Here is a 14,224-nt window from a genome sequence, read left to right as displayed (position 1 = left end):
CGTCTTCCGTGAGAGAGGGCTGGATTGACCAGCCTAATCACGAAGCGCGGGGGCGAGGTGGTAGATAGTTACCGCCACCTGACGACGATCATCGGCAGGTGGCGGTAGTTATCACTGTTGCTCGTCGGGCTTTTTCTTCAACTTGGGGTTGGGGAAAAACTGCACGGCTTGGACCTTTTTGTCGGCGGCAGGCTTCAGCGCACTGGTATTGACCCGCGTGCCCAGTTCTTTGGGCACCGACAGGCCCTGCTCGTTGAGGGTGTCGGAGTAGCCGCAAGCCACGCATTCGCGGTGCGGCACGCCGTCTTCGTTCCACATCATCAACTTGTCCGGCTCGCTGCACGCCGGGCAGACCGCCCCGGCGATAAAGCGCTTCTTGGTGATCACAGGGCCGTCGCTCATGCTGCCGCGTCCTCACTCAGGCCGCTGTGGCGAAGCAGCGCGTCGATCGACGGCTCACGGCCACGGAAGTCGACGAACAGCACCATCGGTGCCTGCGAGCCGCCGCGCGCCAGAATCGCTTCGCGGAACGCCCGACCGGTTTCAGCGTTGAGCACGCCGTCTTCCTCGAATTTCGAGAAGGCGTCGGCAGACAGCACTTCAGCCCACTTGTAGCTGTAGTAACCCGCCGCGTAACCACCAGCGAAGATGTGCGCAAAGCTGTTGGGGAAGCGGTTGTAAGCCGGTGGACGCATCACCGATACCTCGTCACGCACGCCCTCGAGCACTTGCGCCACGCTGCGGTCATCGCCATGGGTGGCATGCAGTTCGAAGTCGAACAGCGAAAACTCCAGCTGACGCACCATCATCAGGCCGGACTGGAAGTTCTTCGCCGCGAGCATTTTTTCCAGCAGGTCCTGTGGCAGTGGCTCGCCGGTCTCGTAGTGGCCGGAAATCAGCGCCAGGCCTTCCGGCTCCCAGCACCAGTTTTCCATGAACTGGCTCGGCAGCTCGACCGCGTCCCAGGCCACGCCATTGATGCCGGATACGCCAGCGTGTTCGACGCGGGTCAGCAGGTGATGCAGGCCGTGGCCGAACTCGTGGAACAGGGTGGTCACTTCATCGTGGGTCAGCAGCGCAGGCTTGCCGCTGTCGGCCGGGGTGAAGTTGCACACCAGATTGGCCACCGGGCTTTGCAGCACTCCGTCGACGGTGCGACGACGGTCGCGTGCGCCATCCATCCACGCGCCGCCACGCTTGTTGGCGCGGGCATACAGGTCGAAGAAGAAGCGGCCGACGTGCTGGCCGTTTTCCTTGATCTCGAACAGGCGGACGTCCGGATGCCAGGTGTCGAAGCCTTTCTGCTCGGCGATCTCGATGCCGTACAAACGCTGGACGATGGCGAACAGGCCGCTGAGGACTTTGTCGATCGGGAAGTAGGCTCGCAGGGTTTCCTGGGCGACGCTGTAACGCTGCTCGCGAAGTTTTTCACCGTAGAAACCGCTGTCCCAGCTTTGCAGATCGGCGCAGCCCTGTTCGGCGGCATAAGCGCGCAGCTGTTGCAGATCCTGCGCGGCGAACGGCTTGCTGCGTTGGGCCAGATCGCGCAGGAAGCTCAGCACCTGATCGCTGGATTCGGCCATTTTGGTCGCCAGGCTCAGCTCGGCGAAACTGGCGAAACCCAGCAGTCGGGCCAGTTCCTGACGCAGGTCGAGGATCTCTTCCATCACCGGGCCGTTGTCGTTCTGCCCGGCATTCGGGCCTTGGTCCGAGGCGCGGGTGCAGTACGCGGCGTAGACTTCTTCGCGCAGCGCACGGTCTTGCGCGTAGGTCATCACCGCGTAATAACTGGGGAATTCCAGGGTGATCAGCCAGCCATCCAGACCTTTGGCCTGGGCGGCGGCAGCCATTTGCGCCTTGGCCGAATCGGTCAGGCCGGCGAGGGCGGCTTCGTCGGTGATGTGCTTGGTCCACGCCTGGGTGGCGTCGAGCAACTGGTTGGAGAAGCGGCTGCCGAGCTCGGACAGTTTGCTCTGCACTTCGGCGTAACGTTTCTGCTCGGCTTCCGGCAGATCGATACCCGACAGACGGAAATCGCGCAGGGCGTGTTCCAGAATGGTTTTTTGCGCGACGTCGAAACTGGCAGCTTCCGGACTGTTGGCCAACGCTTCATACGCCTGGAACAGTTCGCGGTTCTGGCCCATTTCGGTGGAGTAGGCGCTCAGGGCCGGCAGGCACGACTCGTAGGCTTCGCGCAATTCGGCGCTGTTGCACACGGCGTTAAGATGGCTGACCGGGCTCCACGCCGCACCGAGACGATCATTGAGTTCGTCCATCGCCAGCACCAGACCGGCCCAGGTCGGGTTCTTGCCCTGGGTCTTGAGGATTTCGGCGATGGCGGCGCGGTTGTCCGCGAGGATGGTTTCGATGGCGGGCAGGACGTGTTCGGCACGGATCGTGGAGAACGGCGGCAGGTCGTAGGACTGCAAAAGAGGGTTGTTCACGCTCACGGTTGGCACCTTGGCTGGAAGAAACATGCGCCCATCTTAATTACAATCGACACTCACCGCAGCTATCGGCGACAGAGAGAGAACTAATCGTGTCCCTTCGCAAATACCAGAATCACACCCCCCGCCTGAGCAACGGCGCATTCGTCGACGGTTCGGCGGTGGTGATCGGCGACGTCGAAATTGGCGCAGACAGCTCGGTCTGGCCGCTGACGGTGATCCGTGGCGACATGCACCGCATCCGCATCGGTGCGCGCACCAGCGTGCAGGATGGCTGCGTGCTGCACATCACCCACGCCGGCCCGTTCAACCCGGACGGTTTTCCATTGCTGATCGGCGATGACGTGACCATCGCCCACAAGGTCATGCTGCACGGCTGCACCGTTGGCAGCCGCGTGTTGATCGGCATGGGCAGCATCGTCATGGACGGTGCCGTGGTCGAGGACGACGTGATCATCGGCGCCGGCAGCCTGGTGCCGCCGGGCAAGCGCCTGCAGAGCGGCTTCCTGTATGTCGGCAGCCCGGTCAAGCAAGTGCGCCCGCTGACCGATAAGGAAAACGCCTTCTTTACGTACAGCGCGGCGAACTACGTCAAGCTCAAGGACCTGCATCTGGCCGAAGGCTACGACCAGCTCTGAATTGCCCTACACCAGCTCAGGAACTCTCATGCATTACCAGACCGTACTGTTCGACCTCGATGGCACCCTGACCGACCCGCGTGAGGGCATCACCCGCTCAATTCAATTTGCCTTGGCCAATCTCGGCATCGACGAACCGGACCTGAGCAAACTGGAACACTTCATCGGCCCGCCGCTGCTGCAAGCGTTCATGCAGTTCTACGACTTCGACGAGGCCAGGGCCTGGGAAGCGGTGAATTTCTATCGCGAGCGCTTCAAGGTCACCGGCCTCTATGAGAATCGGGTGTTCGACGGGGTCACGCCGTTGCTGGAGACCTTGAGCGGGCAGGGGCGGCAGTTGTACATCGCCACCTCCAAACCGTGGGTGTTCGCCCGCGAGATCGCCCGGCACTTCGACTTCGCCCGCCACTTCAAGGTGATCTACGGCAGCGAACTGGACGGCACGCGGACCAACAAGGTTGAGCTGATTGCGCACTTGCTTGAGGAAGAACGCCTGGACCCCGCGCAGACCCTGATGATCGGCGATCGCAAGCACGACCTGATCGGCGCGCGCAGCAATGGCCTGGATGCAGCGGCGGTGGGCTATGGGTTTGGCAGTTTTGAAGAGCTGAATGCCGAGGCGCCGGCTTATCACTTTGAAACTTTGGACGAGTTGCATCAGGCGTTTTTGCAGCGCTGAGCAGATGGCTATCGCTGGCAAGCCAGCTCCCACAGGTTAGCGATTCTTCAGGCTCACCGCTGTCCCTGTGGGAGCTGGCTTGCCAGCGATGAGGCCCGTCAGCCGCTGGAGGACTCAGGAACTGCCAAGGCCCTCAAAGCCGCCTTACGCTCATCAACCGGCAACCGTCCCAACCGCTCAACCTCGGCATAAAACCTCATCCAATCCCCATCTACTTGTCTGAACAGCGCCGCAAACGCCGGCACCCACTGGTCATACAGCCCGAACGGCAACAACCGCGCGTTGTTGAGTGGCGCATTGACCCACGCGTCATAGCGTTTGTCCCCGGCCCACTGACTGTCGCGCATGACCCGATACTCCCGGCGCAAGCGCTCGAATTCAGCTGCTTTGCGCTCACGCATCTGCTCAACCGACAGCGGCTGCGCATACAGCGTCTCCAGCCGTGAGCGCGTGTCGAGTACCAGACCGATGAACTGGTCACGCTGCTTGAGCCTGGCATCCGACTCCGCCGGCAGCCCGCGGAACGCGCGCCATTGCCGCGTGCCTTCCTGCTCGACGAAGGTGGCGAAAGACTCGTTGAATTCAGTGTCGTCCTTCACATAGAACTTCTGGTGCGCCAGTTCATGAAAGATTAACGTGGCCAGCCGTTCGTCGCCCCAGCCCATCATCGAATTGAGAATCGGGTCATTGAACCAGCCGAGCGTCGAGTACGCCTCGACCCCGCCGATCGACACGTCCATGCCCTGCAAGCGCTGAAGCGCCGCTTCGCCACGGGCGGCGCTCTGGCTGTAGTAGCCGCGATAGGCCACGCAGCCGGCAATCGGGAAGCAGTGACTCTGCGGCGTCAGGGAAAACTCTGCGGTGGCGAACACGTTCCACACCACGAACGGCCGGCCGATGTCGGCGTACAGACGATAGCTCTGGTTGTCCGGCAGATGCAGGTGCTCGCTGGCGAACGTGCGGGCCTTTTGTGATTGAGCCAGATGCGCGCGCAATTTGGCATCGCGGCTGGGGTCGGCAATGACTTTTTCGACCGGCTCCCGTGCGCGCAGCAATTGCAGTTGGCCGCTGGCCAACTGGCTGTAATAGCTGACGCTGGTGCAACCGTTGAGCAACAAAAACAACACACCCGGAAACAAAATCGGAAAAACGCGATCAAGTAACCCAAGGCTGGAAAACGGCCTGATCAAAATAAGAAATTCCCCGGAAAGTCTGCCCCAAGACTATCCCGCCTCAAGGAGCACCGCTATGCGCATGTTGATGCTGACAGGAGGCCTGCTGACGCTGGCCGGTTGTGCCGGATTCGGAATGCCTGACCCCGACCCTTCGCAAGCCTGGATCGATCTTGACGCTCGCCAACACGACACGGCGCTGCAAGCCGTACAAGTCGACGCCACGCAGGCTGTCGACAAACGTTATTTCGAAGTGCAGCCCGGGAGCCATGAGCTGAAGGTGCGCTACCAATTCCCGGTCGAGGCCACCAACATCGGCCCGACTGCCGAACCGCTGTGGCGCGATTGCCAGTTGAGCGTGAAATTCAAGGATTTCAACGCCGGCCAGCGCTATCAGCTGCAGGCGGGCAGCATCGGCTTCCGGCCTTGGGCCAAGCTTTATGACGAACAGCGCAAGGTTGTCGGCCAGGGCACACCGGCGGGCTGTCAGAGCAGTTGATCGGCGCTATGCTGCAAATCCCGTCAAAGGATATCGATCATGCGCAAGTTGACGACATTGCTGGCCGCCAGTGTGCTCGCCGGTTGTCAGAGCCCGTTGCCGGCGGCCGATCCAGACAAAGCCTGGGTCGACTTCGCCATGCCTACCCCCGGCGGCAAAGTGCTGATGGCCGAGCGCCTGGATAAACAGCGCTTGCGCGACGGACGCTTTTTTCAGGTGACGCCCGGTAGTCATGAGCTCACCGTGCGCTTTGACTTCGAAGTCTTCGGGGGTGGTCAGGGCATGGATACCGATCCGCAAGAGCGGCTGTGTTACATGACCGTGCCCTATGAACACTTCGAGGCCGGGCAGCGTTACCGCCTTGAGGCCCGATCGCTGGCCTTCACGCCAAGCGCACGCTTGATCAATCGTCAGGGGCAGATCGTTGCCAACGAGCGGCAGATCAATTGCGTGCCGTGAAAGGCAATCAGCTATCGTTTCTCTGATAGATGATCCGCTTGGTGCCATTCTCGCAAGACCCGACGATCATGGCCGAGTCGTGCTGCTTCGCCTCTTCCGCCGTGATGATTTCCAGGGTGTACGAGGGAATGGCCTTCGCCTGAATCTTGATCTCGATTTCCTTTCTGAGCTCTTCGCAGTCCTTGGGGGCTGCGAAAGCGGACGTGGCCAGTGCACTGCAAAGGATCGCCAAGCCAATACGTTTCATCGATGAAGCTCCTTGAGGCAGCGCGCACGGGTGTGCGCTGAAGCTGCTGTCGATTATTCGACCACAATTCTGCAGAGCGGGTTCTGACTTTGCTCACACCTTGTATTAATTGCCGGCCGCTGAGCAGGTTTCGAGACTGCCTTCGCGAGCAAGCTCGCTCACACACTGGATCTGCGACGTGCACAAATCTCCCTGTGGGAGCGAGCCTGCTCGCGAAGGCGTCAGGCCGGCAAACGCCGAATCAACTGACCAGCGAAGCCTCAAGGGTGATCTTCGCATTCAGCACCTTGGAAACCGGGCACCCTTCCTTGGCCTTGTTGCTCAACTCCTCAAACTGTTGCTGAGTCGCGCCCGGGATCTTCGCCTTGAGAATCAGTTTCACCGCAGTGATCGCGAAGCCGCCGTCAACCTGATCGAGGGTGACTTCGGCGTTGGTGTCGATGCTGTCTGCCTTCAGGCCGGCATCGCCGAGAATCATCGAAAACGCCATGGAGAAGCAGCCGGCGTGGGCCGCGCCGATCAGTTCTTCCGGGTTGGTGCCTTTGCCGCCTTCGAAGCGCGCCTTGAAGCCATACGGCGCTTCGCGCAGTACGCCGGTTTCGGTGGAGATCGAGCCGAGACCGGTTTTCAGATCGCCTTCCCAATGCGCCGATGCCTTTTTCACGATAGCCATGTCTGCCTCCTCAAATATGGCGCGGAACGCCGCGCCGTCGCGGTTTTTACTAGCAAGGCTTCTGAGGATAGACGGCGGAACAAAGTTCAGCCTGGCTGAATCGTTGACTTTTTTAGTAGGAAATTTCGTCGCTGCTATTGAATCTCGGGTATATGCCCTCATTCCATAAAACACGCTTATGGATTTGGCAGGTTTTCGTTCGCAAGAAAAACCTGCCTCCCCACCCGGAGATGCAGGTTCATGAAAAAACTGTCCGACGTTAAATTTTCCACCCTCGACCTGGTGCCGGTGCGCGAAAACGGCAGCGCGGGGCAATCGCTGCGCAACTCGCTGGACCTGGCGCAGCATGCCGAGAAATTCGGCTACACGCGCTTCTGGGTCGCCGAACACCACAACATGGACGGCATCGCCAGTTCGGCCACTTCGGTGTTGCTCGGCTATCTGGCCGGAGGCACGTCGACGATCCGCGTCGGTTCTGGCGGGGTGATGCTCCCCAACCATGCGCCGCTGGTGATTGCCGAGCAGTTCGGCACCCTCGAGAGCCTGTACCCGGGACGCATCGACCTGGGTCTGGGCCGCGCGCCCGGCTCTGACCAGATGACCGCCCGCGCCTTGCGCCGTGAGCGCTCGGGCAGCGCTGACGACTTCCCTGAAGACGTTGCCGAATTGATGCGCTACCTCGGCCCGCGCACCCCGGAGCAACGGGTGATCGCCATGCCCGGCACCGGCACCAACGTGCCGATCTGGCTGCTCGGCTCAAGCCTGTTCAGTGCGCAATTGGCGGGTGAGCGCGGCTTGCCTTACGCCTTCGCCTCGCACTTCGCGCCGCGCTTCATGCACGAGGCGATCCGCATCTACCGCAATCACTTCAAACCGTCGGCGGTGCTCGACAAGCCGTACGTGATGCTCGGCGTGCCGCTGGTGGCAGCGGATACCGATGAGCAAGCCGATTACCTGGCGACGTCGGTGTACCAGCGCATTCTTGCGTTGATGCGTGGCCAGAGCCTGGTGCAGCGTCCGCCGGTGAAAACCATGGACGGTCTGTGGCTGCCCCATGAACGTGAAGCGGTGGGCGATTTCCTCGGCCTCGCCATGGTCGGCGGCCCGCAGAAGATCCGCGCCAAGCTTGAGGTGCTGATCGAGCAGACCCAGGCGGACGAGCTGATTTTCACCAGCGATTTGTATGAGCATGCTGATCGCGTGCGCTCGTACGAGCTGCTGGCGCAGGTGATGAAGGGCTAAGATTCACCACACATACCTTGTGGGAGCGAGCTTGCTCGCGAAGACGGAGTGTCAGGCACTCGATATGTCGACTGACCCACCGGTTTCGCGAGCAAGCTCGCTCCCACATCGGGCACATGGAGCCCACAAAAAAGCCGACGCATCCACGTCGGCTTTTGTATTTCAGGCGCAATCAACCGCGTTTGTAGACGATTTCCTTGCTGCCGCCTTCGCAACTGCCGACGACGTCACCATCAGCCGCCGCACCCTTGTCGACAACCTCCAGCGAATAACCGGAAACGCCTTTGGCGTCGAGCTTCGCGGCGATTTCGCTTTTCAGCTCTTCACATGGCTTGCCGGCTGCAAACGCACCACCCGCAAGGCTCAACAAACCTACTGCCAACATGAACTTCTTCATCGGTCGCACTCCCTGGTCGGATTGAAAGAGGCGGGCATCGAGTCATCCACCCGATGCGCTCACCTTGTAGCGCTTTGCCATTCCCTATGGCACTCGGCCAGCGCGCAAGTTCAGAAGACTAGCTCAAACTCAGCTGGCGGCAATCTTGAAGCCGACTTTCAGCGTGACCTGAAAGTGCGCTACCTGGCCGTTTTCGATGTGGCCACGGGTTTCGGTCACTTCAAACCATTCCAGATTGCGCAGGGTCTTGTTCGCCTCGGCCAGTGCGTTGTTGATGGCGTCTTCGATGCTGGTAGTGGACGAGCCGACCAGCTCGACTTTCTTGTAGGTGTGATGGTCACTCATGGCGTTCTCCTTGGGTTGGAATGGCGTGTGAAATTGAGCCTAGCAGGCAATTGCACTGATGATTTCGGCGCCGCTGCGCTGCCGAAGTTCAGAATTTCTGCACTTTCTCGACATGCTGAAGTCCCAACCAACACACGCCACTCATCACCAATGCAGGAGAGCCACCATGGCCTACACCTCTTTACGTAAAGCCTCGTTGCAAAGCATGGAAGCCGAGATCGAGAGTCTGCTCAAATCGTTGGAAAGCTTGAAAGACGATGCTTCGGACGAGTCGCGCAAGACCCTCAAGGCGCTGAAAAGCAACGCCGAAAGTGCGCTGAAACATTCCCGTCATCTGCTCAGCGACGCGTACGAAGAAGTCAAAGTGAAAACCCGCGAGACCGGCATTGCCACTCGTGACTACGCGCAGGAACACCCATGGACCACGGCCGGCGTGGCTGTCGGTGCAATCGGTCTGCTCGCCGCCTACTTTTTGTTCAAGCGCGGTGAGTGATCAGGCTGGCGCAGCTCGTTCTTGAGCCATTGCGCCAGTTGCCGGGCGCGTCCGTCTGCGGCGCGCTTGGGTAGCCACAACGCCAGTTGCGCCGGGGTTTCGCAAAAGCCCCACGGCGCAACCAGGCGACCCGCCTTCAGATCTTCGGTTACCAGCGGCTCCGGCGCGATTGCCACGCCGAGACCTGCAACAGCCGCCTCCAGCAAATAATACAAATGCTCAAAACCTTGCCCGAGCTTCAACCCTCTGGGATCGAGGTGGTTTTGCTGCGCCCAACTGGGCCAGGCTTGTGGGCGAGAGGTGGTGTGCAGCAAGGGCTCATCAAAAAGATCTGCGGCCACAGCGGTGTGCAGCTTCTGATAACCGCTATACAACGGGCTCATTACGGGGCCGATGCGTTCCGCCGCCAGTTCATAGACCTGCATATCGGCGGGCCACGGTGGTTCGGCGAACAGCAACAACGCATCGAGGCCCGGGCGCCGGGGATCGAGATCGCCTTCACCGGCCGACAGGTGTAAGCGCAGATCAGGCAAATCGGCATTCAGCCGCCCCAGACGCGGAATAAACCAGCGCGCCAGCAGGCTCCCCGAACAACCCAGCACGAACGGCGCATTCGCTGTGCTTTGCGTCAGTTCGGCGCAAACACTGCGCAACCGATCGAACGCCTCAGCGCTGGCATCGCGCAGACGCGCTCCGGCATCTGTGAGTTTCAAGCCGCGTCCGTCCTTGACGAACAGGCTCACCCCTAGATGTTCTTCAAGCACCTTGAGCTGGCGGCTGACCGCGCCGTGGGTGACGTGCAGCTGTTCGGCAGCCTGACTCACACTGTTCAGACGAGCGGTGGCCTCGAAGGCGCGCAAGGCATTCAGCGGGGGAAGGTCGTGGCTCATGGTATCTGTGAGTTTTCCTGACAGGTTTCGGCGATCTTATCGGTTTTCAGCCTGGAAAGTCAGGGGTAGAGTGATCGTCATTGTCTTCTGACCGAATTCACCTGGAGCGACCCATGACCCAGACTTCGAACACCTCTGATCTGCGTAACGGCCCTGACGCCAACGGCCTGTTCGGTGCGTTCGGTGGCCGTTATGTAGCGGAAACCCTGATGCCGTTGATCCTCGACTTGGCTCGCGAATACGAAGCGGCCAAGGAAGATCCGGCATTCAAGGAAGAATTGGCCTACTTCCAGCGTGATTATGTCGGACGTCCGAGCCCGCTGTATTTCGCCGAACGCCTGACCGAATTCTGCGGCGGCGCGAAGATCTACCTCAAGCGCGAAGAGCTGAACCACACCGGCGCGCACAAGATCAACAACTGCATCGGCCAGATTCTGCTGGCGCGGCGCATGGGCAAGAAGCGCATCATTGCCGAAACCGGCGCCGGCATGCACGGCGTGGCCACGGCCACCGTCGCTGCGCGGTTCGGTCTGGACTGCGTGATCTACATGGGCACCACCGACATCGAACGTCAGCAGGCCAACGTCTTCCGCATGAAGCTGCTCGGCGCTGAAGTCATTCCGGTCGTGGCCGGCACCGGCACCCTCAAAGACGCGATGAACGAAGCCCTGCGTGACTGGGTGACCAACGTCGACAACACCTTTTACCTGATCGGCACCGTGGCCGGCCCACACCCGTATCCAGCAATGGTCCGCGACTTCCAGGCCGTTATCGGTAAGGAAACCCGCGATCAGCTGCAGGCTCAGGAAGGTCGTCTGCCGGACAGTCTGGTGGCGTGCATCGGTGGCGGTTCCAACGCCATGGGCCTGTTCCACCCGTTCCTCGACGACAAGAGCGTGGAGATCATCGGCGTCGAAGCCGCCGGTTACGGCATCGAAACCGGCAAGCACGCGGCCAGCCTGAACGGCGGGGTGCCGGGCGTGCTGCACGGTAACCGCACCTTCCTGCTGCAGGACGACGATGGGCAGATCATCGACGCTCACTCGATTTCCGCTGGCCTCGACTATCCGGGCATCGGCCCTGAACACGCCTGGTTGCATGACATCGGCCGCGTCCAGTACACCTCGGTAACCGATGACGAAGCTCTTGAAGCGTTCCACAAATGCTGCCGCTTGGAAGGGATCATTCCTGCCCTGGAAAGCGCCCACGCTCTGGCCGAAGTGTTCAAGCGCGCACCGAAGCTGCCGAAGGATCACCTGATGGTGGTCAATCTCTCGGGCCGTGGTGACAAGGACATGCAAACCGTGATGCACCATATGCAACAGTCGCAGCAGGAGAAACACTGATGAGCCGCCTGCAAACCCGCTTTGCCGACCTCAAGCAACAGAACCGCGCCGCGCTGGTGACCTTTGTCACTGCAGGTGATCCTGACTACGACACTTCGCTGGCAATCCTCAAAGGCCTGCCGGCGGCGGGTGCTGACGTGATCGAACTGGGCATGCCGTTCACCGATCCGATGGCCGATGGCCCGGCGATCCAGCTGGCCAATATCCGCGCACTTGGCGCCAAACAGAATCTGGCGAAAACCCTGCAAATGGTTCGCGAGTTCCGTGAAGGCAACAGCGACACGCCGCTGGTGTTGATGGGCTACTTCAACCCGATTCACAAATTCGGCGTCGAGCGTTTTATCGCCGAAGCCAAGGATGCTGGCGTTGACGGCCTGATCGTGGTCGACATGCCACCAGAGCACAACGAAGAGCTGTGCGACCCGGCGCAGGCTGCCGGGCTGGATTTCATTCGCCTGACCACGCCGACCACCGACGACGCACGTCTGCCGCGTGTGCTCAACGGCAGTTCCGGTTTTGTCTACTACGTGTCGGTCGCAGGTGTCACCGGCGCCGGTGCAGCGACTCTGGAGCACGTGGAAGAGGCGGTTGCACGTCTGCGTCGGCATACCGACCTGCCGATCAGCATCGGTTTCGGTATCCGTACGCCGGAGCAGGCCGCGGCCATCGCGCGTCTGGCTGACGGTGTGGTGGTGGGCTCGGCGTTGATCGATCACATCGCCAGTGCCGATACGCCTGAACAGGCCATCGATGGCGTGTTGAGCCTGTGTTCGGCGCTGTCCCAAGGCGTGCGCAAGGCTCGCGTCTAAGACCGCAGGGGAAAACAAAAAGGCTTCAGAACAGGCGTTCTGAAGCCTTTTTTTGTGCTCAGGGTAATTGCAGTCCGCCCGAAGCTTTGTGCAGTTTGCGCAAATGCTCGCCAATCTGCTTGACGTTGGCCTCGCTGGCGGCAATCTCGGCGGCGCGCTTGGGTTCAAGCAGCTTGCGCACTTCGGTATCGAGATCGCCGGACAGCGCCAGCAGCTTCTTCTGCCGCTGGCTGCTTTCCGCTTCCAGTCGGCCAAACTCGCTCGGCTGCGGTAGTCCGTACCCTTTAGAGTCGAGCAGTTCCGCCGGGCGGCTGAGGAAACCACTGTTGGCGAGGATCTCCTGCAAGGTCGCGTTGGCTTTGTCCATGCCGCCGTTTTCCAGCTCGCGGGCGCCGAGGTAACGTTGCTTGACCTCGTCCTGGGCCAGCAACAACTGTCGGCGAAAACTGGCTTGCTCCAGCAGCAAGAGCGCCGCGCTGGTGCGCAGGTCGGCGCGGTCGAACCATTCGCGGCGTTGCTCAGCGCTGAGTGACAGCCAGTCTTCGACAGTGGTCTGCTTGATCGGCAGTTGCTTCTTCAGCACATCAAACATCGCTTGATAGCGATCACGGAACGAGTCGAAGCGGTAACCCAGACGCAGCGCTTCTTTCGGATTGTCGAGCACACTGGTATCGGCCAGACCACGGCCCTTGAGCACTTCCAGCAAGCCGTTGGGCATGATGCTGTCGAGGCCGACCAGTTGGCTGTTATTGCTGCCGCTGCGCAACAGTTTCAAACCCTCTACCGCGCAGTTGTTGGACAGGAAGAAATAGTTGCCGTCGTAACTCCAGTGCATCTCGGCGGCATGTTCGACGACGCCTTCGATTTCCTCGCGAGACAGCTTCAGCGGCACCGAAGCGAGGCTGCGCAGCTCGGTCTTGGTGTACTCGTCGATCACTTGTGCCAGCGGCAACACGAACAGCCGCGACGGGTATTTGCCGACCAGTCCGTCCCAGCTTGACAGCTGCACATCGCCAACGAAGGCGCGATAGGACAGCACCAGGTGTTGATCGAGGTCGAGGCGGCAATCCGGGCCACGCGGGCGACCGGGGGCGCAGATCACCAGGCGCAACATGCTGTGGCCCCAGCGGCTGACCCAGTTCTGATTGGCCTCGGCCAGCAGGTAATCGACGGCATACACCCGTTCCGGATCGACTTGCCCCAGGGGCTGCTTGGCGAAGTCATTGCCCGCATTGAGAAAGGCGAAGCTCTTGCTGCAGGTGTCCTGCGCTGGCGGCGCCCAGCCGAAATGTTCCTTGTAGTAGCGATACAGCGCCGGGCGGCGGCAGGCGTAGCTCGGGTCGAGGAGGAAGTACTCCATGTTGACCGCGACGAATTCCTTGGGACTGGAGATCTCGTAAAGATCCGGACTGCGGGCGATCTGGCGGTTGTGTTGTTCACGCTCGCCACGGCGGCCGACGTACTGTTGCCACCCGGCCAGATCGAGCAGGCGCGGGTCATCGCTGATGGTGAAGCGGCGACCGTTCTGCCCGCGACACTCATCGGGAATGCCGATCAGCCCGGCGCTGTTGAAGCGTCGGGTGCAGCGCTGGATCAACGTGCGCTCGGCGCTCGGCCATAAACGCGCGCGGTCGTAGATATGCGTGATTTCGTGCAGCACTGTGGCCAGCAGTTCCTGGCGCACAGTGCCGTGAGGACGATTGGTTTTCTCTTTCGCCGCGCTGCCATCGGTGAGGCCGGCGAGCAGCTTGCGATTCAGGTCGAGCTCGGACACCAGCGTCGCTTGTCCATAAGCGTTGGCAGGCATGTCGTCGGTCCAGCCGACGTCGATGCGCCGATCCAGCCGCTCAATGAAGCTCGGCGGCAGTTTCGCCATCGCCTCATCGAT

Annotated in this window: 17 protein-coding genes; 8 read left to right on the top strand and 9 right to left on the bottom strand. The window is 60.9% G+C overall.

The genetic code is table 11. The features are described 5' to 3' along the window. Positions 1-111: 111 nt before the first annotated feature. Positions 112-402 carry a YheV family putative zinc ribbon protein gene (locus tag OQK_RS10330; protein ID WP_016772316.1) on the bottom strand — a complete coding sequence of 97 codons (291 nt, stop codon included), beginning with the start codon at positions 400-402 and terminating at the stop codon, positions 112-114. Beyond that, positions 399-2,477, bottom strand: coding sequence for an oligopeptidase A (prlC, locus tag OQK_RS10325; protein WP_016772315.1), 2,079 nt, complete (start codon positions 2,475-2,477; stop codon positions 399-401). Before prlC ends, OQK_RS10330 begins: the two co-directional genes overlap by 4 nt. A 62-nt stretch (positions 2,478-2,539) precedes the next feature. Here prlC and OQK_RS10320 point away from each other — a divergent pair, with 62 nt between their 5' ends. Both OQK_RS10320 and OQK_RS10315 read left to right on the top strand, forming a co-directional pair. Further along, on the top strand, positions 2,540-3,085 hold the full coding sequence (locus OQK_RS10320) for a gamma carbonic anhydrase family protein (protein WP_016772314.1): 546 nt from the start codon (positions 2,540-2,542) through the stop codon (positions 3,083-3,085). 28 nt (positions 3,086-3,113) lie between these two features. After that, positions 3,114-3,764 (top strand): HAD family hydrolase, encoded by a 651-nt coding sequence (locus OQK_RS10315; RefSeq protein WP_016772313.1) that lies wholly within the window; start codon positions 3,114-3,116, stop codon positions 3,762-3,764. A gap of 98 nt (positions 3,765-3,862) precedes the next feature. On the opposite strand, the gene OQK_RS10310 is transcribed toward OQK_RS10315, so the two are convergent. Beyond that, a complete protein-coding gene (locus OQK_RS10310) occupies positions 3,863-4,954 on the bottom strand; it encodes an aminopeptidase (protein ID WP_016772312.1) in 1,092 nt (363 codons plus the stop codon). 58 nt (positions 4,955-5,012) lie between these two features. On the opposite strand from OQK_RS10310, the gene OQK_RS10305 reads away from it, so the two are divergent. Together OQK_RS10305 and OQK_RS10300 are read left to right on the top strand one after the other, a co-directional pair. Continuing rightward, positions 5,013-5,435 (top strand): PA0061/PA0062 family lipoprotein, encoded by a 423-nt coding sequence (locus OQK_RS10305; protein ID WP_016772311.1) that lies wholly within the window; start codon positions 5,013-5,015, stop codon positions 5,433-5,435. A gap of 39 nt (positions 5,436-5,474) precedes the next feature. Beyond that, positions 5,475-5,894 (top strand): PA0061/PA0062 family lipoprotein, encoded by a 420-nt coding sequence (locus tag OQK_RS10300; protein ID WP_016772310.1) that lies wholly within the window; start codon positions 5,475-5,477, stop codon positions 5,892-5,894. A gap of 7 nt (positions 5,895-5,901) precedes the next feature. On the opposite strand, the gene OQK_RS10295 is transcribed toward OQK_RS10300, so the two are convergent. Further along, positions 5,902-6,141 carry a DUF1161 domain-containing protein gene (locus tag OQK_RS10295; protein ID WP_016772309.1) on the bottom strand — a complete coding sequence of 80 codons (240 nt, stop codon included), beginning with the start codon at positions 6,139-6,141 and terminating at the stop codon, positions 5,902-5,904. 241 nt (positions 6,142-6,382) lie between these two features. Beyond that, complete coding sequence (locus OQK_RS10290; RefSeq protein ID WP_016772308.1) at positions 6,383-6,814, bottom strand: OsmC family protein; 432 nt, start codon at positions 6,812-6,814, stop codon at positions 6,383-6,385. Between the two features lie 240 nt (positions 6,815-7,054). Here OQK_RS10290 and OQK_RS10285 point away from each other — a divergent pair, with 240 nt between their 5' ends. Then, on the top strand, positions 7,055-8,056 hold the full coding sequence (locus OQK_RS10285; protein ID WP_016772307.1) for an LLM class flavin-dependent oxidoreductase: 1,002 nt from the start codon (positions 7,055-7,057) through the stop codon (positions 8,054-8,056). A 172-nt stretch (positions 8,057-8,228) separates the two neighbouring features. Here OQK_RS10285 and OQK_RS10280 read toward each other — a convergent pair whose 3' ends face one another. Further along, complete coding sequence (locus OQK_RS10280; RefSeq protein ID WP_016772306.1) at positions 8,229-8,453, bottom strand: DUF1161 domain-containing protein; 225 nt, start codon at positions 8,451-8,453, stop codon at positions 8,229-8,231. Positions 8,454-8,582: 129 nt separating this feature from the next. After that, positions 8,583-8,798 (bottom strand): dodecin, encoded by a 216-nt coding sequence (locus OQK_RS10275; RefSeq protein WP_016772305.1) that lies wholly within the window; start codon positions 8,796-8,798, stop codon positions 8,583-8,585. Between the two features lie 166 nt (positions 8,799-8,964). Here OQK_RS10275 and OQK_RS10270 point away from each other — a divergent pair, with 166 nt between their 5' ends. Beyond that, positions 8,965-9,291, top strand: a complete 327-nt coding sequence (locus OQK_RS10270; RefSeq protein ID WP_016772304.1) for a DUF883 family protein — start codon at positions 8,965-8,967, stop codon at positions 9,289-9,291. Here the strand turns inward: OQK_RS10270 and OQK_RS10265 are convergent. Beyond that, positions 9,264-10,181, bottom strand: coding sequence for a LysR family transcriptional regulator (locus tag OQK_RS10265; protein ID WP_016772303.1), 918 nt, complete (start codon positions 10,179-10,181; stop codon positions 9,264-9,266). The genes OQK_RS10270 and OQK_RS10265 overlap by 28 nt on opposite strands. Positions 10,182-10,294: 113 nt before the next feature. On the opposite strand from OQK_RS10265, the gene trpB reads away from it, so the two are divergent. Both trpB and trpA read left to right on the top strand, forming a co-directional pair. After that, entirely contained in the window at positions 10,295-11,527 is a 1,233-nt protein-coding gene (gene trpB, locus OQK_RS10260; protein WP_016772302.1) for a tryptophan synthase subunit beta, read from the top strand. Next, a complete protein-coding gene (gene trpA / locus OQK_RS10255; protein ID WP_016772301.1) occupies positions 11,527-12,336 on the top strand; it encodes a tryptophan synthase subunit alpha in 810 nt (269 codons plus the stop codon). The genes trpB and trpA overlap by 1 nt, the downstream gene beginning before the upstream one ends. 58 nt (positions 12,337-12,394) lie before the next feature. Here trpA and OQK_RS10250 read toward each other — a convergent pair. Next, positions 12,395-14,224, bottom strand: a 1,830-nt coding sequence (locus tag OQK_RS10250; RefSeq protein ID WP_038860825.1) for a DUF7844 domain-containing protein, incomplete at its 5' end; no start/stop codon positions are given.

The organism is Pseudomonas sp. R62, assembly GCF_000257605.1.
In the GTDB taxonomy this organism is placed as follows: Bacteria; Pseudomonadota; Gammaproteobacteria; order Pseudomonadales; family Pseudomonadaceae; genus Aquipseudomonas; species Aquipseudomonas atacamensis.
The sequence above is the reverse complement of the archived record's forward strand: the minus strand, read 5'-3'. Positions and strand labels throughout refer to the sequence as shown.